Source organism: Bradyrhizobium sp. Y36 (assembly GCF_002531575.1).
Classification (GTDB): Bacteria; Pseudomonadota; Alphaproteobacteria; order Rhizobiales; family Xanthobacteraceae; genus Bradyrhizobium.
The window spans coordinates 54,533-73,595 of record NZ_NWTI01000014.1 but is presented as its reverse complement, the minus strand read 5'-3'; the positions used below and the strand labels follow the sequence as shown (position 1 = coordinate 73,595).

21 protein-coding genes and 1 tRNA gene are annotated in these 19,063 nt (G+C 66.4%); 5 read left to right on the top strand and 17 right to left on the bottom strand.

The features are described from left to right. Positions 1-5 precede the first annotated feature (5 nt). From CO669_RS22330 to CO669_RS22310, 5 genes are all read right to left on the bottom strand, one after another. Positions 6-503 (bottom strand): UPF0262 family protein, encoded by a 498-nt coding sequence (locus CO669_RS22330; protein WP_097662093.1) that lies wholly within the window; start codon positions 501-503, stop codon positions 6-8. Then, a complete protein-coding gene (hisD, locus tag CO669_RS22325) occupies positions 500-1,795 on the bottom strand; it encodes a histidinol dehydrogenase (protein ID WP_097662092.1) in 1,296 nt (431 codons plus the stop codon). The genes CO669_RS22330 and hisD overlap by 4 nt, the downstream gene beginning before the upstream one ends. Before the next feature lie 145 nt (positions 1,796-1,940). Further along, positions 1,941-2,390, bottom strand: coding sequence for a DUF2948 family protein (locus CO669_RS22320; RefSeq protein WP_097662091.1), 450 nt, complete (start codon positions 2,388-2,390; stop codon positions 1,941-1,943). 82 nt (positions 2,391-2,472) lie between these two features. Further along, on the bottom strand, positions 2,473-3,132 hold the full coding sequence (locus CO669_RS22315) for a Rossmann-fold NAD(P)-binding domain-containing protein (RefSeq protein WP_198964188.1): 660 nt from the start codon (positions 3,130-3,132) through the stop codon (positions 2,473-2,475). A 26-nt stretch (positions 3,133-3,158) separates the two neighbouring features. Continuing rightward, the gene (locus CO669_RS22310) at positions 3,159-4,097 is read right to left on the bottom strand and encodes an SDR family oxidoreductase (protein WP_097662089.1); all 939 of its coding nucleotides are present in this window, start codon (positions 4,095-4,097) and stop codon (positions 3,159-3,161) included. Positions 4,098-4,181: 84 nt separating this feature from the next. Between CO669_RS22310 and CO669_RS22305 the strand changes: the two genes are divergently transcribed. Continuing rightward, positions 4,182-4,811, top strand: a complete 630-nt coding sequence (locus tag CO669_RS22305; protein WP_097662088.1) for a TetR/AcrR family transcriptional regulator — start codon at positions 4,182-4,184, stop codon at positions 4,809-4,811. 6 nt (positions 4,812-4,817) lie between these two features. Here the strand turns inward: CO669_RS22305 and CO669_RS22300 are convergent, their stop codons facing one another. From CO669_RS22300 to CO669_RS22280, 5 genes are all read right to left on the bottom strand, one after another. After that, entirely contained in the window at positions 4,818-5,642 is an 825-nt protein-coding gene (locus tag CO669_RS22300; RefSeq protein ID WP_097662087.1) for an alpha/beta fold hydrolase, read from the bottom strand. A 128-nt stretch (positions 5,643-5,770) separates the two neighbouring features. After that, entirely contained in the window at positions 5,771-6,280 is a 510-nt protein-coding gene (locus CO669_RS22295) for a hypothetical protein (protein ID WP_097662086.1), read from the bottom strand. A gap of 190 nt (positions 6,281-6,470) precedes the next feature. After that, a complete protein-coding gene (locus CO669_RS22290) occupies positions 6,471-6,779 on the bottom strand; it encodes an EthD family reductase (RefSeq protein WP_097662085.1) in 309 nt (102 codons plus the stop codon). 203 nt (positions 6,780-6,982) lie between these two features. Continuing rightward, the gene (locus tag CO669_RS22285; RefSeq protein ID WP_097662202.1) at positions 6,983-8,689 is read right to left on the bottom strand and encodes an FAD-dependent oxidoreductase; all 1,707 of its coding nucleotides are present in this window, start codon (positions 8,687-8,689) and stop codon (positions 6,983-6,985) included. 25 nt (positions 8,690-8,714) lie between these two features. Then, entirely contained in the window at positions 8,715-8,903 is a 189-nt protein-coding gene (locus CO669_RS22280; RefSeq protein WP_097662084.1) for a hypothetical protein, read from the bottom strand. Positions 8,904-9,220: 317 nt separating this feature from the next. Between CO669_RS22280 and CO669_RS22275 the strand changes: the two genes are divergently transcribed. Both CO669_RS22275 and CO669_RS22270 read left to right on the top strand, forming a co-directional pair. Next, a tRNA-Thr gene (locus CO669_RS22275) sits at positions 9,221-9,295 on the top strand. Between the two features lie 64 nt (positions 9,296-9,359). After that, complete coding sequence (locus CO669_RS22270; protein WP_097662083.1) at positions 9,360-9,710, top strand: RidA family protein; 351 nt, start codon at positions 9,360-9,362, stop codon at positions 9,708-9,710. A 993-nt stretch (positions 9,711-10,703) separates the two neighbouring features. On the opposite strand, the gene CO669_RS22265 is transcribed toward CO669_RS22270, so the two are convergent. The 5 genes from CO669_RS22265 to CO669_RS22245 all read right to left on the bottom strand — a co-directional run bounded on the left by CO669_RS22265 (position 10,704) and on the right by CO669_RS22245 (position 14,326). Next, complete coding sequence (locus tag CO669_RS22265) at positions 10,704-11,180, bottom strand: cyclic nucleotide-binding domain-containing protein (protein WP_097662082.1); 477 nt, start codon at positions 11,178-11,180, stop codon at positions 10,704-10,706. Between the two features lie 125 nt (positions 11,181-11,305). After that, positions 11,306-11,935 carry a ferric reductase-like transmembrane domain-containing protein gene (locus tag CO669_RS22260; RefSeq protein ID WP_097662081.1) on the bottom strand — a complete coding sequence of 210 codons (630 nt, stop codon included), beginning with the start codon at positions 11,933-11,935 and terminating at the stop codon, positions 11,306-11,308. Positions 11,936-11,947: 12 nt separating this feature from the next. Next, the gene (locus CO669_RS22255; protein ID WP_097662080.1) at positions 11,948-12,451 is read right to left on the bottom strand and encodes a peptidase associated/transthyretin-like domain-containing protein; all 504 of its coding nucleotides are present in this window, start codon (positions 12,449-12,451) and stop codon (positions 11,948-11,950) included. Between the two features lie 154 nt (positions 12,452-12,605). Beyond that, entirely contained in the window at positions 12,606-13,028 is a 423-nt protein-coding gene (locus CO669_RS22250; protein WP_097662079.1) for an MgtC/SapB family protein, read from the bottom strand. Positions 13,029-13,162: 134 nt separating this feature from the next. Then, on the bottom strand, positions 13,163-14,326 hold the full coding sequence (locus CO669_RS22245) for a mandelate racemase/muconate lactonizing enzyme family protein (RefSeq protein ID WP_097662078.1): 1,164 nt from the start codon (positions 14,324-14,326) through the stop codon (positions 13,163-13,165). 116 nt (positions 14,327-14,442) lie between these two features. On the opposite strand from CO669_RS22245, the gene CO669_RS22240 reads away from it, so the two are divergent. Next, entirely contained in the window at positions 14,443-15,342 is a 900-nt protein-coding gene (locus CO669_RS22240; protein ID WP_097662077.1) for a LysR family transcriptional regulator, read from the top strand. Positions 15,343-15,464: 122 nt separating this feature from the next. Next, entirely contained in the window at positions 15,465-16,472 is a 1,008-nt protein-coding gene (locus tag CO669_RS22235) for an LLM class flavin-dependent oxidoreductase (protein WP_097662076.1), read from the top strand. A gap of 13 nt (positions 16,473-16,485) precedes the next feature. Here the strand turns inward: CO669_RS22235 and CO669_RS22230 are convergent, their stop codons facing one another. Both CO669_RS22230 and CO669_RS22225 read right to left on the bottom strand, forming a co-directional pair. Continuing rightward, complete coding sequence (locus CO669_RS22230; RefSeq protein ID WP_245444439.1) at positions 16,486-18,162, bottom strand: tannase/feruloyl esterase family alpha/beta hydrolase; 1,677 nt, start codon at positions 18,160-18,162, stop codon at positions 16,486-16,488. Between the two features lie 22 nt (positions 18,163-18,184). Further along, on the bottom strand, positions 18,185-19,060 hold the full coding sequence (locus CO669_RS22225; protein ID WP_097662075.1) for an amidohydrolase family protein: 876 nt from the start codon (positions 19,058-19,060) through the stop codon (positions 18,185-18,187). Positions 19,061-19,063: the final 3 nt, after the last annotated feature.

Genomic DNA, 19,063 nt, shown 5'->3' with positions numbered 1-19,063 from the left:
CGCACTTAACCCTTCCAGTGCAGGACGGTAATGAGCGTGAACAGCCGGCGCGAGGTCTCGAAGTCGACCCGCACCTTGCCCTTCAGGCGCTCCTGCAGCGTGCGCGATCCCTCGTCATGGATGCCGCGACGGCCCATGTCGATGGCCTCGATCTTGTCGGGGGTCGCGGTGCGGATCGCTTGGTAATAGCTGTCGCAGATCATGAAGTAGTCCTTCACGATCCGCCGGAACGGCGTCAGCGACAACAGGTGCGCGACGACGGGCGTGCCGTCCTCGCGGCGGATGTCGAACATCAGTCGGTTGCCGGTGATGCCGATATGCAGCGTGAACGGGCCCTTCCCTTCGGCGCCGTCCGGCGCGAACAGGTTCTGCTCGATCAGATCGTAGATCGCGATCGCGCGCTCATGCTCGATGTCGGGGCCGGAACGGCCGATCGAGTCTTCGTCGAGCGTGACGCCCACGATGCGGTTGTTGGAGTCGTCCTGTTCGGGCGGCTTTGTCATGACAGATTGAGGCGCAATCCAATCGAGCGCGAATGGGCGTCCAGTCCCTCCGCCTTGCCGAGCGTCATCGCGGCAGGTCCCAGCGCCCGCAGCTGATCCGGGCCGCATTTCAGGATCGAGGTACGCTTCATGAAGTCGTGCACCGACAGGCCTGAGGAGAATCGCGCCGAGCGCGCCGTCGGCAGCACGTGGTTGGAGCCGCCGACATAATCGCCGATCGCCTCGGGCGTATGCGGTCCGAGGAACACCGCGCCGGCGTTGCGGATTTTCGCGGCGAGCGCATCGGGATCCACCGTCATGATCTCGAGATGCTCGGCGGCGATCGCATCCGCAAGCGGAATGCTGTCGGCGAGATTCTTCACCAAGATGATGGCGCCGAAATCGGCCCAGGAGGGGCCGGCGATCGCGGCGCGCGGCAGCGTCTTCAGCTGCGCTTCGACGGCCTTTTCGACATCGGCCGCGAGCCGTGCGGAATCGGTGATCAAGATCGACTGCGCGCTGGCGTCATGCTCGGCCTGCGCCAGCAGGTCGGCGGCGATCCAGTCGGCATTGCCGGTGTCGTCGGCGATCACGAGCACCTCGGAGGGGCCGGCGATCATGTCGATGCCGACCTTGCCGAACACCAGCCGCTTGGCGGCGGCGACATAGGCATTGCCGGGGCCGACGATTTTTGCGACCGGTGCGATCGTCGCGGTGCCGTGCGCCAGCGCGGCCACGGCCTGCGCGCCGCCGACGCGGTAGACTTCCGTGACGCCGCCGAGTTGCGCGGCCGCCAGCACCAGCGGGTTGAGCTTGCCGTCGGGCGAGGGCACCACCATCACGAGGCGCGCGACACCGGCGACCCTGGCGGGCACCGCGTTCATCAGCACCGAGGACGGATAGGCCGCGGTGCCGCCGGGCACGTAGAGGCCGGCGGATTCGATCGCGGTGTAGCGCCAGCCGAGCTCGACGCCGAGCGGATCGGTGAAGCGCTCGTCCTGCGGCAGCTGGCGGCGGTGATAGATCTCGATGCGGTCGCGCGCGAGCTTGAGCGCATCCAGCGTGAGGGCATCGCAGGCCTTTGTCGCGGCCTCGATCTCCGCTGCCGTGACACGCAGGCCGCCGGCGTCCAGGGTCAGGCGGTCGAACTTGGCCGTGGCCTCGAGCAGGGCCGCGTCGCCGCGCCGGGCGACATCGTCGACGATCGCGCGCGCGGCAGCCTCGACGTCGGCCGAGACCTCGCGCTTGGTGGCGAGGAAGGCCGCGAATCGCTGGTCAAAATCGGCGCTGCTGCGGTCGAGACGAACGGGCATGTCTGGCTTGGCTTCTGGATGGTCTTTGGGGCGGATTGGCGCACCAGGTCCCCTGCTCAATGGCGCGGCGGGGAAGCGGCGTCAACCCTCGCAAGGCGCCGTCCTGGCGCAGGTCCGGGACGGTGCGGCTGGTATACAGGCAACCTCACACCTCCCCCTCGATCTCCACCCCTGTTCCCAGCGCGTCCCCCCCGAGGTCGGTGAGCTCGCATTCCAGGCATTCGACGTCGAGCCGGACGGCGCCCCCTTGCGCGAACAAGAGCAGGGCGCTGCCGCCGGGCTCGGCTTCGCGCCCGTCCCGCGGGTGAAACTCGATGCCGACGAGGTCCAGGACCTTGTCGGGAGCGCCCAAGTCGATGTTGCGCGATTTGCAGGCGAGCACGCGGTCGAAGCGGAGCGCGGCGACGAGCCGGCGCGGCTCGGTCTGCCCTTCCAGCGTCTGCTCCCAGTCCAGCCGGCTCATCCCGACCACAAGCCGCTTCTCGGCCTGCCGCCAGATGATGTCGGAGATCTGGACGCGGGCGTCCTGGACATGGGTCGAGATCACGGCGAGATCGTCGGCGTCGAGGGCGATCAGTTTGAGCTGGGGCGGCATCGCCGACGCTTCTCCTTGGGAGTGGACAGGCCTCAACGCGCGCAGGCCGCGATATTTCCGCTCAAACTAACGGACCGGCCGGCTAGAGGCTATTGATATCCGCCATCTCCAGCACCTTCCGCGGATACCCCTCGCGGGCGACGCGGATCATGGCGCGGCCGATTTGCTCGGTCGAGGTGACGAGTTGCGGCGATATCAGGCGCAGCACCGACCAGAGCGGCCGGGTTGCGGTATAGACCGCCTGCACCCAGGCGGTCTTGGAACGGGCGCCGTGCAAAGGCTGGATCGCGCCTGGCCGGAACATATAGGCGGCCCTGAACGGCAGCTTGAGCAGATCGTTCTCGGTCTTGCCCTTGATCCGCGCCCACATCCGCGAGCCCTGCTCGCTGGAATCGGTGCCGGCGCCGGTGACATAGGTGAAGACCATCTGCGGATTGAGGCGCGCCAGCGTCGTCGCCGCCGCGAGGGTCAGGTCATAGGTGAGATGGCGGTAGCGTTCCTCGCTCATGCCGATCGAGGAGACGCCGAGGCAGAAAAAGCAGGCGTCGAAGCCGGTCAGCCGCGTTTCGATCGCCGAATAGTCCAGGAAGTTGTCGTGGATGATCTCGACGAGCTTGGCGTTGCGCACGCCGGTCGGGCTGCGGCCAACGACGAGCACGCGGTCGACGCCGGCATCGACCAAGCATTCGCGCAACACGCCCTGCCCGACCATGCCGGTCGCGCCGAAGATGATGACCTTCATCGGGATGTTCCTGGCGTCGGCACGGCTCACGCGGCGGCCGCGATCTCGTCGAAGGATATACCGGTCAACGTCGCCGAGACATCCCACAGCATGGCCGCGACAGCAAAGTCCTTCGCGTGCGGCATGATCTTCGCCGCCGCCGGCGCCCCCTTCATCTCATAGAACCCGTTCGGACCGTAATACCCGCCGGGCTCCGCCGCGGGCGAGGTTGCGGCGAACAGCGTCGGCAGTGCGCCTTCGGCCGCGGACTGGCTGAACAGCGGCTGCAGCAGCCGGCCGACCCGCCACTGGACCGTGTTGGCGCCCGGGCCGTTCGCGATCAGATCGGTGCGCGCAAAGCCGGGATGGGCGGCCATGCTCCTGACGCCCCAGCCTGCCGCATCGCTGCGACGCTGCAATTCGAGCGAAAACATCAGCATCGCCAGCTTGGACTGGCAGTAGGCGCGCCACGGACGATAGGAATGCTTGGCTTGCAGATCGTCGAAATCGATCACGCCGGAGCGGTGCGCAAGGCTGGAGAGATTGACGACACGCGACGCCGTTGCCCGGCGAAGCTGCGGCAGCAGGCGTGCCGTCAGGACGTAATGACCGAGATAGTTGGTGCCGAGCTGCATCTCGAAACCGTCCTCGGTCTCTCGCCGTTTCGGCAGCGCCATCACGCCGGCATTGTTGACGAGGAGATCGAGCTGCTCGTTGCCTGCGGCGAAGCGCCCGGCGAAATCGGCGACGGAGGCGAGATTGGCGAGATCGAGATGCTCGTAGGCGATCAGCGCCCCCGGAAACCGCGCGCAAATGCCCTCGATCGCCCGCAAGCCCTTTGCGTCGTCGCGTCCCGTGAGTATGACAATGGCACCGGCGCCCGCCAGCGCCATCGCCGTCTCGTAACCGAGGCCGCCCGTCGCTCCCGTCACGACGGCGGTCTTGCCGCTGAGCGAGGGGATGTCAGCCGTGGTCCAGTCGGTCATGCCATATCTCCGTCCGGGGCTGGAACGAGGCCCGCGCCGGGTCTAAATGTGCACTGAGTGCAACTTTGCAAGAGGTGACATGATTTGAAGGCTTCGAAGGTTGCCCGGAAATTGCCCGCGGACGGAAGAGCCCCTGATGTCACCGGGCTGCGCCAGCGCAAGCGGCAACTGACCCGCGCCCGGTTGACGCGGGCGGCGATGACGCTGTTCCTCGAGCGCGGCTTCGAGGCCACGACCATCGATGACATCGCGGCGGCGGCAGAGGTGTCGCGCCGCAGCTTCTTCCACTATTTCGCGTCCAAGGAGGACGTGGTCACCGCCTGGCAGGAGAATGCCGCCAGCGCGCTGGTCGACGAGGTCGTCGCCCGGCCTGCGGATGAATCCATGCTGACGGCGGCCGAGAATGCGATCGCCGCGGTGATCAAGCGGCTCGACCCCGCCGAAGCCGCCGCGATGTCGCGGCTCAAGCGCGACAATCCCGCGCTCCAGGCGCGCGACCAGCTCAAATACGAGAAGCTCGAGCGCGCTCTGGCCGACGGGCTCGCCCAGCGCGGGCGAACCAAATCCGACCGGGTGAACGCCCGGCTCGTCGCCATGATCGCCACCGGCGCGATGCGCGTCGGCGGCGAGAGCTGGCTCGGCGAAGGCACGCGCGAGAAGCCGGATGCCTTCGTCAAGCGCACCTTCGATGCGATCCGGGCGATCTTGAAGTGAGGTGCCTCACTCCTTGAAGAACGCCAGCAGGTCGGCGTTGATGGTTTCGGCGTGCGTGGTCGGCATACCGTGGGGGAAGCCCTTGTAGGTCTTCAGGATGCCCTTCTTGAGCAGCTTGGCCGACAGCGGCGCGGAATCGGCGTAAGGAACGATCTGATCGTCGTCGCCGTGCATCACCAGCACGGGCACGGTGATCTTCTTCAGATCCTCGGTGAAATCGGTCTGCGAGAACGCGACGATGCCGTCATAATGCGCCTTGGCGCCGCCCATCATGCCCTGGCGCCACCAGTTCTGGATCACCGCTTCCGACGGCTTGGCGCCGGGACGGTTGTAGCCGTAGAACGGGCCGGTGGGGAGGTCGCGATAGAATTGCGTGCGGCTGGCGGCGAGCTGCTTCTGCAGATCGTCGAACACGCTCTTCGGCAGGCCGCCCGGATTGGCCGCGGTCTGCACCATCAGCGGCGGCACCGCGGAGAGGATCGCCGCCTTCGCCACCCGGCTCTCGCCATGGCGCGCGATGTAGTGCACGACTTCGCCGCCGCCGGTGGAATGGCCGACATGAATGGCGTTCTTGAGGTCGAGATGCGCCGTGACCGCCGCGAGGTCGTCGGCATAGTGATCCATGTCGTGCCCGTCGGAAACCTGCGACGAGCGGCCATGGCCGCGGCGATCATGGGCGATGACGCGATAGCCGTTGTTGGCGAAGAAGATCATCTGCGCGTCCCAGTCATCGGCCGACAACGGCCAGCCATGGCTGAACACGATCGGCTGACCACTGCCCCAGTCCTTGTAGAAAATCTCGACGCCGTCCTTGGTGGTGATGGTGGGCATGATCGCTCTCTTTCAGTGAAGCTCGGTTGCGTTGCGCGCGAACAGGAACGCGCCGACGTTGCGCAGATAGTCGCGCGAGATCCCGAATGCGACGCCTCGCATCGACCGGGATGTTGAGAATCGTGTGATCAGGCAAATGCCATCGGCTTGAAGCGGCGCCAGGCGCCGACGGTGAGCACGACGAAGAACACGAGCACGATGCCCTGCACCACGGCGAACACCGGGCCCGACGGCGGCGCAGGCGCCACCGCCGGCGCGAGCGCGGCCAAGGCCGGCACCTTGAGGAACGACTGGATCACCAGCACGAAGACGTTGAAATAGAGCGAGATCATCGCGGTGACGACATAGACCGGCCGCCAGGCGCCCGCGAGCTTCATGCCGTACAGCGCGAAGCAGGCGATCGCGAGCAGCACCAGCGAGATGATGCCGATGATGTGCGAGGGCAGCAGCTTCTCGAACGGAAACAGGAAGCCGGTGGCGCTGGTGAGGATCGTGAACAACAGGAAGATCGCGGTGAGGCCCGGCATCGACTTCGAGCCGAGCAGGCCGAACATGACGACGAGGCCGGCGGCGATCGCGATCAGGCTGATGACGACATGGACCAAGGTGAAGGTGGACAGGCTCAAGCCAAGCACCATGACGTCTCTCCTGCTCTGCATTAAAATTCAGGAGAGTAGTATTACGGCCCTCATGAGATTGCCACCCGCGTTGTCGTCACATGCATGTGCGCAGCCATGCGTCGTCGTGCGAATCGACAAACGCATGGCTGAATTTTTTGCACCGCTGTCACAAACGACGGCAGCTTTCGACGAAAGTTGAATCGAAGTCTCACACTTCCTTGGTGTCGAAGATCAGCAGGTCGGCGCCGCCGCTGGCGAATTTCGGCACGTCGCCTGCCGCCGCCTTGCCCGCGTCGCTGCCGAACGCCTTCTGGATGTCGGCCACGCTGTCGAAGGTGAGGATAGCCACGAGGTGCACTCCGGAAGGACCGGCGGGGGAACCGACCGGGCCGGTGCTGACCGCGTACTTCTTCAAGCCGGGCAGTTTCTTCGCGAGCGGGATGTGCGTTTCGGCATAATGCTTGTCGAAGGCGGCAGCATCCTTGGGCGTCTTGTAGAGCACGACGAGTTCAGCCATTTAGTCCTCCCATGTAAATTCTTGTCTTCCACGCGCGATTGACCTCGCGGGCAGGCGATAGTCCGTGCGACGCGCCAAGTTGGCAAGCCTCATTCGACTTGCCGTTCTCTTGACTTCTGCTTGACTCATTGTTCGAGCACGATCTTCTCGAAAAGGCCGGTCGCACTTTGCGCTGACGCGGCCCTCCGGGTTCTGATCGCGCTCTAAAGCGCCGGTTTTGCGGCGTCGCCGAGATAGCCGTGCAGGGAGGCCACGACCTGCGCGCCCTCGCCGATGGCGCCGCCGACGCGCTTGACCGAGCCGGAGCGGACGTCGCCGACGGCATAGACGCCGGGCACCGAGGTCTCCAGCGGCGCCACGAGCCGGCCCTGGTTCTGCTCGGACTGCGCGCCGGTGACGACGAAGCCACCGCGATCGAGCGTCACGCCGCAGCCGTCGAGCCAGGCGGTGGCGGGATCGGCGCCGACGAACAGGAAGAGATTGCGGATGTCGGCGGAATCCTCGTCGTCGGACAGCCGGCTCTTCCAGCGGATCCGCCGCAGCAGCGCGGCCTCGTCGCCCTCGAGCGCCGTGATCTCGGTGTTGAACATCAATTCGATGTTCGGCGTCGCTTCGATGCGCTCGATGAGATAGCGCGACATGCTCGCGCCCAGACCGCCGCCGCGGATGATCATCAAGACCTTCTTGGCGTGACCCGACAGGAACACGGCGGCCTGGCCGGCCGAATTGCCGGCGCCGACCAGCGCGACCTCCTCGCCGGCGCAGAGTCTTGCTTCCACGGGCGAAGCCCAATACCAGACGCCGCGCCCCTCGAATTTGTCGAGATTCGCGATGTCAGGCCTGCGATAGCGCGCGCCGCTCGCCACCACGATCGAACGCGAGCGCAAGGCATCGCAGCCCTCGAGCGCCACCGAGAACGCGCCGTCCTTGCGGGTGCAGTCGAGCGACTTCACCGTGACGGGGATCATGATGTCGGCGCCGAATTTCTGCGCCTGGGTGAAGGCGCGCGCGGTCAGGGCCTGGCCGGAAATGCCGGTCGGAAAGCCCAGATAATTCTCGATGCGCGCGCTGGCGCCGGCCTGGCCGCCGAAGGCGCGGATGTCGAGCACCGCGACGGACAAGCCTTCGGACGCCGCATACACGGCGGTGGCGAGCCCGGCCGGTCCGCAGCCGACGACCGCAACGTCGTAGATGCGGCCATCCTTGGTGCCGCCGATCATGCCGATGGCGCGCGCAAGCTCGGTCTCATCGGGGTTGCGCAGCACCGCGCCGCTTGCGGCGACGACCAGCGGCCAGTCTCCGGGCTTGGGCGAATAGCGCGCGATGACCTCGGCGGCGTCGCGATCGCGCGCGGGATCGAGCAGATGATGCGGCTGGCCGTTGCGGGTGAGGAAGCCCTGCAGCCGCACCACGCCTGCGGAGTTCGACGGGCCGATCAGCACGGGACCGCCGATGCCGCCCTGGATCAGATTGACCCGGCGCAGGATCAGCGCGCGCATGATGCGCTCGCCGAGCTCGGCCTCGGCGACCAGCAGCGCGCGCAGCCGGTCCGGCGGCAGCAGCAGCGTCTCGACATCGCCCTCGGCGCGGCCGTCGACCAGCGCCGGCTGGCCCGAGAGCTGGCTGAGCTCGGCCAGGAACTGCCCGGGCCCCTGGTCGATCACCGGCGTGACGTGACCGAGCCCGTCGCGCTGGGTGATGGCGACATGGCCCTTCAGCACGACGAACATGCCCGGCCCCGGCTTGCCGGTCTCGAACAGGAACTCGCCATCCCGATAGTTGCGGACCTCGCCAAAGTGCCTGATCCGTTCGATCTCGAGCGGTGTCAGCGTCGGAAAGGTCTGTTCGGGGCGCGTGAACCGCGACATCAGCGCCTCGTCATCGGTTCGTTGCTGTCCGTCCTGCCCCATGGTCATTCTCGCTCATTCCAATCTGCTACGCGCCGGCCTTGCCGGCGGCCCCCTCATTGAGGGAACCCTCGTCGTTTGGCGAGGGCTCGCCGCTTGCGGCGCGTTCGCGCGCCTGCAGCTTCCGCCGCTTGAGGTTTTCGCGCAGCGCCGATTTCAACCGCTCGTCGCGGGATGTCTTCGCCTGGGTCGCGCTCTTGTCGTTCTCGTCAGTCATTGCGGGTCCGATACGGCCATCTGCGATAACATGCCCAGAGAATGCGGCAGCTCAAGAGGGCCGTCGCGATCCGATCGTGCGAAACTCGAAATGGACCGAATCCGCCCCCTTGGCCACCTGGCCAGTTGGCGGGGACGCGCAGAGCGCGAATCGGCGGGAAGTCGGCCGTTTCGAGCCAAAACAAGCATTTTGGCCCCGATATCGGCCCGATTTTCTCGTTCTGGCGGGGCTTGCAAGCTTGCACAGGAGGGGGGCTTGTGGCAGATATCGGCCCGCTTGGCAGGGCCCCTCGGGCGCCCGATTCTTCACCAGCACATGCTGCCGTAGCTCAGTGGTAGAGCACTCCATTGGTAATGGAGAGGTCGACAGTTCAATCCTGTCTGGCAGCACCATTTTTCCCCTCTCGAAGCAAGCTTTGCGCCCCGCCCGCGCGCCCGCAACGTCCATGGATGCCCCGTGATCAAACGTTCCCTGCCCTATGAAGGACTGCTCCACGAGATCGTCGAGCATAACGGCGTGCTCTATCTCGGCGGCATCGTCCCTGAGGATGCCGGGCTCGACATAGCAGGCCAGGCCGACGATGTGCTCAGGCAGTTGAAGACGCTGCTCGAGGGGGCCGGCTCGGATCTCTCCTGCATTCTGCAGGTGACCATCTTCATGACCGAGCTCGCCGACAAGGCGGCGTTCAACGAGGTGTGGAAGCGGTATTTCACCGCGGACCATCTGCCGGCGCGTGCCGCCATCGGCGTTGCCGATCTCGGCCCGGGCGTCAGGCTGGAGCTGACGGCGACCGCAGCCGTTCGCTGATCCAGGCGACCGGCGCGGCGAGAAGGCCCGTCATGTCCGTGCTCGCGTGACAACGCACGGTCATTCCTTCGTCCTCACATGATGCAGCGTTCTCGCGGCGTGAAGCGCCCGAGTTTTGCTCTTCTCTTTCGCCCTCTTCTGTGAAGAGGGCGCAGGGAAGGCCGGGTGCCGGCCGGCACCCATTGCTCCGCTGCGCGCAAAAATGCACACGCAAATGCGCAGGCGGAAAACAGGTGGGCCGGAAAACACCCGGCCTTCCCTGCGCGATGGGTTGACGGCTTATGCCTGCTCTCCCCGGAGCCGAGTTCCCTCTGTCCTCCGTCACTTCAGCGACAGGCGATGCACCGCGACCGGTTGGCCGCTGCATCTTCGCGAAAGCTTGGCTGTAGCAACGACAGCCAGGACCACATGGTTTAGCCGTACGCGACCGCTTCGTTCGTCTGCACGGAGCAGAACCTCACGAGGATGCCCCGCCCTGGTCCCGCCTTGCCGTGCCCGACGCAGCCGCGTCCACCGCACCCCGGCCCACGTTCGTTGCGACGTACGATCGCCCCTCTCCTCGGGCCGGGATGGCGGGAATATGCCGCGAATCCGAATTTCGGTAAAGTGGAATATTTTTGGCGAAGGGGGTTGACGGAGTTTTGCGGGAGGTGGGTGTTTTGCCCGACGGGCCGCGATGGGGCCGCGCAGGTAAGGTTAATCCTTCCTTTCGATTGTCGCTAAAATTTTATCCATTATCGTCCGTGTCATTGATGACGAACCAGAGGCTTCCAGAGTGCTTGCGTTTTGCCTGATCGTGACTGGGACTGCGCTGCTTCTCTCCGGCATCGTTGCCTTCGGCCTTCATCGAAACTCGCTGCACTCGATGGCGCTGCTGTAGCCGGATCAAACTCGTAGGATGGGTAGAGCGCAGCGAAACCCATCGCGGGCCTATCTGGTGCCGAAGCATGATGGGTTTCGCTGCGCTCTACCCATCCTACGCACTACGCGCCATCAATTGTCGTTGTCCGCCGCGCGCCCTGCGAACCGATCGTCCGCCCGGCGCAACCGGCGGGATAGCTCGCGGTTGATGTTCTGCAGCACGATCACGTAGGCGTGGATGTCGGCCTTGTAGCAGGCGTAGAGATTCTGGGCGGTCAGCTCGTACAGCACGGTCGGCGCCTCCGCCACCACGGTGGCGGAGCGGTTCTGCATTTCGATCAGCGTCATCTCGCCGAAGAAATCACCGGACTGCAGGACGGAGATCGGGATGACGCGGCCCGCATTCGTCCGCTTGCTCACCGCGAGGCGGCCGGACTTGACGATGAACATCGAACGTCCCGCCTCGCCTTCCGCCACGACGGTGCTGCCGACCTCGAAGCGGCGCTCGACCAGCATCGACATCAGGAGGTCGAGGCTTGGCTCCGAAAGCCCGCCGAAAAACGGCGTCGCGAGCAGGAACGCTTTCGGATCGGGGGCGGTGACAACCATTGCGTGAAGTTACGCCGCGTCGCCGAATGCGGCAAGCAGAGCAGCGCCTGGATGGAACGCAAACGTAATCCGGGGCCCTCGGCCGCGGATGCAGTCGCCCCGGATTACGCTTCGCTCCATCCGGGCTACGGGCTTTCCCCGCGCAGCGTTCGTCGCTTTCGCCACACCTGCAGGTCGATCATGACCTTGATGGTCGCCGCGAGAACCGCGGCGCACAGCACGGCCTTGGAGACCGTCTCCATCGTTCCCTCGATCAGGAGGCAATGGACCACGCTGCCGACGACGATGACGATCGCGAGCGGCATGTGAATGAAGCGCCAGGTTCGCGGCCGCAGCTCCAGCCGGCGGCGCAGCGACGCCAGCAGCGCGACAATGAAGATCGCCCACATCGCGGTCACGCCGAACGGGGAGAACGGCGTCGGCGATGCGTAGGTCAACGCGTCGATCATGTCGGGCGGGCTGGTGATCCAGAGGCCGGCGACGTGGATCACCACGGCCAGCACCAGCGCGCCGCCGATCCAGTGATGCGCGCGCCGTCCGCGATAGGCCGACAGCGGCGCCAGATAGCCGCCGATCAGCAAGGGCTGCACGAGCACGAGACCGAGCGCGACGATCCCGGCGAAGCCGGCGAGGATGTAGACCGGCCCGCGCCAGGCGAGTTGCTCGCTCGTTGCTGCGAACACGATCGGCACGCCGACGGCCACGGCAAGCGCGACCCAGATCAGGATCACGCGTGCCGACCTCCACCCCGTCATGCGTCGGCCCGGTCAGGCCGGCTGCAGCACGAAGTGGGCTTCGAGGCTGGTTTCCTTGGCGCTGCGCATCACCGGCCGCAGGAACACGGTCTTGAACTCGCCGCTGTCATAGGCGAGGTGGCCGTGCGGCTGGCCGAAGATCGGGATGATCTGCGGCATCTCGAGCCGGAACTTGCCGTCCTTGTCGGTGAGCGTGGCGCCGTGGCTCTGCGGCTCGTGCTCCTGGCCTTCCACCGTGTGCGCCCAGATCTGGATGCGCTGGCCGGCGAGCGGCGCCCCGTCGCCGGCGCGACGCACGGTGCCACTCATCCAGAAGCCGCCCTTGCCGATCCGGTCCACGACCGCGGCGCCCTTGCGATAGTTGTTCGCGCCGCCCGACATCGATTCGGTCGGAGCGAGGCCGTCGGCGCGAGCCGGCAGGATGAGCCCGGAGGCTCCGGCTGCCAGAAGGCCGGTTGCAAGAACGGAGCCGCCGGCGACAAGGAGGCTGCGGCGGTTGAATACGACCGTGGTCATGTCAATTCCTCCTGGCGACCGTTCCGAGGCTCTGAGCAGTGTACAACAACAAGCACGACACGCCCAATCGAGATGAAGGGCGCACCAAGTCGCAATAACAGCGTTGTGAACGAAGGCGCAGGCCGCCCGCACGGCGCCATGACGAAGCATGCCGTCACAGATCGCCCTCTTCCTTGACCAGCGTCAGCAAGCGAAGCGTCAGGAACGTAAACACCGCGACCGTCACCGCGACATCGTAGGCACCGAGCCCGACGGAGACGCCGATGGCGCCGGTGGCCCACAGGCTCGCGGCGGTCGCGGTGCCCTGCACCGAATTGCCCTGCTTGAGGATGGCCCCGCCGCCGATGAAGCCGATGCCGGTGATGAGGCCCTCGATCACCTTGGCCATGCCGTCGGGCGAATGCGCCAGCAGGCTTTCGCTGGCCTGCACGAAGCCGCAGCTCGCCAGCGCGACCAGCGGAAAGGTGCGCAGGCCCGCGCTGCGCGCCCGCTTCTCGCGGTCCCACCCGATCGGGATCGCCAACGCGAACGCGGCCGCCAGCGCGAGAAAATGCACACCGATGTTGAATCTGTCCAAGGCAAATCCCGAAACGAAAGCCGCATCAAATCAAGCCGGCCTGCAACGCGGTCGGGCTGCCGATGGTTTCAGGACGGGCGGATTTGCCGCATGTGCCGGTGCGGGGTGCGTTTGCGTGTAGCGAAACGACGTCCCTACTCCGCCAGTTCGCGCATCACCTTGATCAAGTCCGACTTGCCCTCGAAGCCGATCCCGGGAAGCTCGGGCATGACGATGTGACCGGCTTCGACCTTGACGCCGTCGGGGAAGCCGCCATAGGGCTGGAAGAGATCGGGATAGCTCTCGTTGCCGCCGAGCCCGAGGCCCGCCGCGATGTTGAGCGACATCTGGTGACCGCCATGCGGGATGCAGCGCGACGGGGCCCAGCCGAATTGATGCAGCACGTCGAGGGTGCGCAGATATTCGACGAGGCCATAGGACAGTGCGCAGTCGAACTGCAGCCAGTCGCGGTCCGGCCGCATCCCGCCGTAGCGCAACAGATTGCGCGCGTCCTGATGCGAGAACAGGTTCTCGCCGGTCGCCATCGGGCCCGGATAGAATTCCGAGAGCGCAGCCTGCAGCGCGTAGTCGAGGGGATCGCCGACCTCCTCGTACCAGAACAAGGGGTATTGCCGGAGCATCTTTGCATAGGCGATGCCGGTCTCGAGGTCGAAGCGGCCGTTCGCGTCCACGGCGAGCTGCGCCTCTGACCCGATCTCGGACAGCACCGCCTCGATGCGGCGCTGGTCCTCGTCGATGGCCGCGCCGCCGATCTTCATCTTGACGACGTTGTAACCGCGATCGAGGTAACCGCGCATCTCGGCGCGCAGCGCGGTGTTGTCCTTGCCCGGATAGTAGTAGCCGCCGGCGGCATAGACGAAGACGCGCGGATCGGCCTCGCGCCCCTTCTGCTCCGCGAGCAGGCGGAACAGCGGCTTGCGGGCGATCTTGGCCGTGGCGTCCCAGATCGCCATGTCGAGCGTTCCGACCGCCACCGAGCGCTCGCCGTGACCGCCGGGCTTCTCGTTGCTCATCATCGCGGCCCAAAGCTTGTGCGGGTCGAGATTGTCGCCGGCCTCGTTGAGGACGCCCTTGGGATCGGCTTCGAGAATGCGGTTGCGGAACCGCTCGCGGATCAGCCCACCCTGGCCATAGCGGCCGTTGGAATTGAAGCCGTAGCCGACCACGCGCCGTCCATCGCGCTCGACGTCGGTGACGACGGCGACGAGGCTCGCGGTCATCTTCGAGAAATCGATATAGGCGTTCCGGATCGGGGAGGCGATCGGCTTGGTGATCTCGCGGACGTCGACGATGCGCATGGTGGTCTCCTCGCTTGGCTCGACGCATGTACGTCTGGACAGGCCCGATTGGCCAATGCCATGATCGGTTCACCTCATGCACGGGCGGCATCGGCGCAATTTCGTTAGGATTTCAATTGGATCTCGACTGGCTCAAGGACTTCTCGGCACTGGCGGAGCTGAAGAGCTTCTCGCGGGCCGCCGAGGCGCGGAACGTGACGCAGCCCGCCTTCAGCCGCCGCATTCGTGCGCTGGAGGACTGGATTGGAACGCCTCTGTTCGCACGCGGCGCGCAAGGCACAAGCCTGACCTCCGCCGGTCAGCACTTCCAGCCGCTTGCCGCCGACCTGATCCGCGGCCTGGAGCGGGCGCAGCGCGACACGCGATCCGTGGGCGAACGCGATACGGTCGCCTTGTCCATCGCGGCGACGCATGCGCTCTCCTTCACGTTCTTTCCCGGATGGATCCGAAAGCACCTGCGCTTCGAAGCGCTCGGCGCGCTCAGCCTGATCTCGGAAAGCATGGAAGGCTGCGAACAGATCATGCTCAGCGGCGAGGTGCATTTCCTGCTTTGCCATGCCCATGCCGAGGCGCCGGCACGCTTCGAGCCGGAACGCTTCCAGAGCCACCGCATCGGCGACGACTGCCTGGTGCCGCTTTGCGCGCCCGGCTCCGACGGACAGCCGGCATGGTCTCTCGACGGGCAAGCCGCGCCGCCGGCGCGCCTGCTTTCCTACAGCCGCGCTTCGGGCCTCGGCCGCATTCTCGCGGCCCATCCGGTCGGCCGGAGCACGATCGACAACATGCAGACCGGCTTCACCTCGCACCTTGCCGCAACGCTGATGACCATGGCGCGCGAGGGCCACGGCGTGGCCTGGCTTCCACTGACCCTGGCGAGAGAGGAGATCGAGCAGGGCCGCCTCGTTCGCGCAGGCGACGACCGGTTCGACATTCCGATCGAGATCAGGCTGATCCGCTCGCCCGATTGCAGGAATGACGTGGCCGACGAACTCTGGCATGCGCTGACGGGGAACTGAGCGAGCGGCGATTTCGGAATGGCCTGGTTGCTCGGGCGCCGCGCAACTGCTCTGTTATTTCCGATGCCAAGCCCTACATGTGAGGGCCGGCCCGCTCCGCGCGCCCTCACCTGGACGTCCGCATGATCCCCTTTTCCGTGCTCGACCTCGCTCCCATTTGTCAGGGCAGCAACGCGGCGCAGGCCTTTGCCAATTCGCTCGACCTCGCGCGGCACGCCGAGAGCTGGGGCTTCAAGCGCTTCTGGCTGGCCGAGCACCACAACATGACGGGCATCGCCAGCGCGGCGACGTCGGTGGTGATCGGCCACATCGCCGGCGGAACGAAGACGATCCGGGTCGGCTCCGGCGGGATCATGCTGCCGAACCATTCGCCGCTGGTCATTGCCGAACAGTTCGGCACGCTCGAGTCGCTCTATCCCGGGCGGATCGATCTCGGGCTCGGCCGGGCGCCGGGCACCGACCAGTTCACCGCGCGGGCGATGCGGCGCGACCTCGCGACGGCATCGGAGAATTTTCCGCACGACGTGCTGGAGCTGCAGGCGCTGCTTGGCGATGTGCAGCCAAACCAGGCGATCCGCGCCGTGCCCGGCATGGGAACGAAAGTGCCGCTGTGGATTCTGGGGTCGAGCACCTTCGGCGCGCAGCTGGCCGCGATGCTCGGGCTGCCATTCGCCTTCGCCTCGCATTTCGCGCCGCAGATGATGATGCCGGCACTGCGCGAATATCGCGCGCGCTTCGAGCCTTCGGCGCAGCTCGACAAGCCCTATGCGATGGTCGGCGTCAACGTGTTCGCCGCCGACAGCGACGCCGAGGCGCAGCGGATGTTCTCCTCGCTGCAGCAGCAGTTCATCAACCTGCGCCGCGGCACGCCGGGACCCCTGCCGCCGCCGGTGGAAGACATGGACGCGCTGTGGTCGCCGGCCGAGAAGGCCATGGTCGGCCAGTCGCTGTCCTGCTCCGCGGTCGGAACGCCCGATGTGGTCGAGGCCAGGCTGAAGGCGCTGATCGCAGAGACCGGCGCGGACGAGCTGATCACCACCGGACAGATCTACGACCACGCCGCGCGGCTGCGCTCGTTCGAGATCGCGGCCGGGGTGCGGGACCGGTTGGCGAAGCAGCCGGCGGCGTGAGCATCACGACGGCCTAAGGGACGGCGCAGCTGAAGTTCGCGGCCTGCTCGATGCTGCCCTGGCCGAGATAGCGCGCCTGGCGCGGATAGGGGCACAGGGGCCGGCTGCGATCCGGCCAGGGCGTCTTCGCGCCCGCGCGCGCGTCGATGCGCTCGGGCGCGCGGCCCTGCTCGACCCAGGCCACCAGCGGGGTCAGCACGTCGAAGCTGTCGGTGGCAGGTCCTCCCGCACAATGGTTCATGCCGGGCACGAGGAACAGGCGGGCGAAGTCGGCCGTCTCCTTCTCGCCGCCCGCGGCATCGGTGAGCCGCTTGTACCAGTCGAGCGTATCCAGCGCCGAAAACGTGGGATCGCTGACGCCGTGATAGAGCAGCAGCTTGCCGCGCCGCTGCCGGAAGGTGGAAAGATCGACCGAGTTCGCCGAGATCGTCTGCACGGAGGACTGAGGCATCGCCGCGCTCGTGCCGAAAATTCTGGCATGGGCTTCCGTCACATCCACGGTACGGTAGAAGTCGTAGACGGCGTCCGCGTCGTTGGCCAAGGGCACGTGGGGCGGCGTCATGTAGAGATAGGCCAGGGTTGCGCCAAAGGAGACGTTGAAGGCGTTGACGCGGCTGTCGGGCGCCGTGCCGAGAATCCAGCGCCGCCACCCCTCGGTGGCAATGCCTGCGTCATAGGGATAGGGCGCATAGATCCGGCGACCCTGAGCAGTGGTCGGTCCCTGGAAATAGTTCTCGAGCGCTCCAACCTGCGCGGCCGAAAGACAGCTCGCGGTCTTCTCGGCGGCACATTGCAGCGCGCGCGGCGAGAAACGGCAGGCCGGCACATTGTCGATGATGCCGTCCGCAAGGCCGTCGGCTTCATCGCAGGATTGAACGATCGCCCTGGAGAGCAAGTCCATATCGGCCTGAGACAAGGCCTGCGCCAGGATGGGGCGGCCGTCAGGCGCCTTCGGTGCGATCGCCGCAAAGCCTTGCGTCACGGCGGCGCCTGACAGCCCCTTCTCGGGCATTCGAAATGCCGGCGCCCCGGCGGCCACGCCATCGAAATGCTCCGGAAAGCGCTGCGTGATCACCATGCCGTGCCGCCCGCCGTTGGAGCAGCCGAGGAAATAGGAGTATTTCGGCAAGCGGCCGTAATAGGCCTGGATGAAGCGCTTCGCCTGCCGCGTCACGGCGTCGTCGGCGCGATAGCCGAAATCGATCCGCGCTTGCGGATCGAGGCCGAAGCTGGCGCCGCCGAGCGGGCCCGGCGCATTGCTGTGGCCGGCATCCGTCGTGACCGTCGCGTAGCCCTGATTGAGCGCGGTCGGCTGTCCGCCGCCGGGCTGCGCATCGCCGCTGCCGAGCACGCCGTCGGTGCCGCCCTGCCCCTGGAACACGAAGCGGCCGTTCCATGCCTCCGGCAATCTGAGATGCAGGCCGATGGCAAGCTTCTGGCCCTCGGCGCCGGTTCGCTCGTCGAGATACGCGATCACCTCGCAATGCGCGGCCATTCCGCCCGCGGCCGGGCGCGACTGCGCCTCGCTGACGCGCATCGCCGCGGACGACTCCTGGTGGAGCCGATCGCACGCGGTCACGGGCGGGATGGTGTCGTGGTCGGCTGCCGCGGCCGCGACGCTTCCGATGCAAGCAAGCGCCGCGCCCAGCCAGACCTGGCGACGCGGCCGTCGTGCCATGACGACCAACATGCACTCTCCCGCCGATGCCCGGCTAGTCGGGAAAGCCGAACAGCTTTGCCGGATTGTGGACCAGGATCTTCTCCAGCTCCGTCTGGTCGGCGACGTAGCGGTACATCAGCTCCAGCAAGTCGGCATCGTTCGGCGGCTGCTTCACCGAGACCGGATGCGGCCAGTCGCTGGCCCAGACGCAGCGGTCGACGGCGGCCTCGATATAGGCCCGCGCGATCGGGATCACGTCGTCGTAAGGCGCGCCGGCCTTCGAGGTCTTCTCGCCGAGCGAGAGCATGACCCAGAAATTGCCCTTGCCGAGCAGCTCCAGCATCTTGCGCAAATTCGGATCGTTCCTGCCCACTTCAGGATCAGGCCGCGCCATGTGGTCGATCAGCACGGGCACGTCGAGATTCTCGTATTTGGCGACGCTGGAGACGATGCCGTCCTTTTCCGGCTGGATCTTTGCGTACCAGCCGAGCTCGCGGATGCGGGCGATGGCGCGGGCAAAATCGGCGTCCGACAGCACCGCGCCCAGCTCCTGGCGGAAGCTGAAGCGCGCGCCGCGCACGCCGGCGTCGTGCAGCTTGGCAAGATAGGAGTCGTCCGCTTCCGCGAACACCAGCGCATTGGCGCAGCCCCGATAATTCGGGCCCATCGCCGCGAGGCCATCGAGCACCACGGCATGATCGGCGCCATAAGTGGTGGTCTGCACGATGATGCCGCGCTCGATGCCGAGCGCCCTGTGCATGCGCAGCGCCGCTTCCCAGGTCGCGGTCGGCATCCGATAGGCGGCGCCGGGACGCTCCGGATATTTCTCGATCGGGCCCAGCACGTGGAACTGGCTGTCGACGGTCTTCGGCGGCGGCGCCTTCACCGGGCGGCGCGGATTGGGATCGAACGGCAGATAGGTCGGCATGTG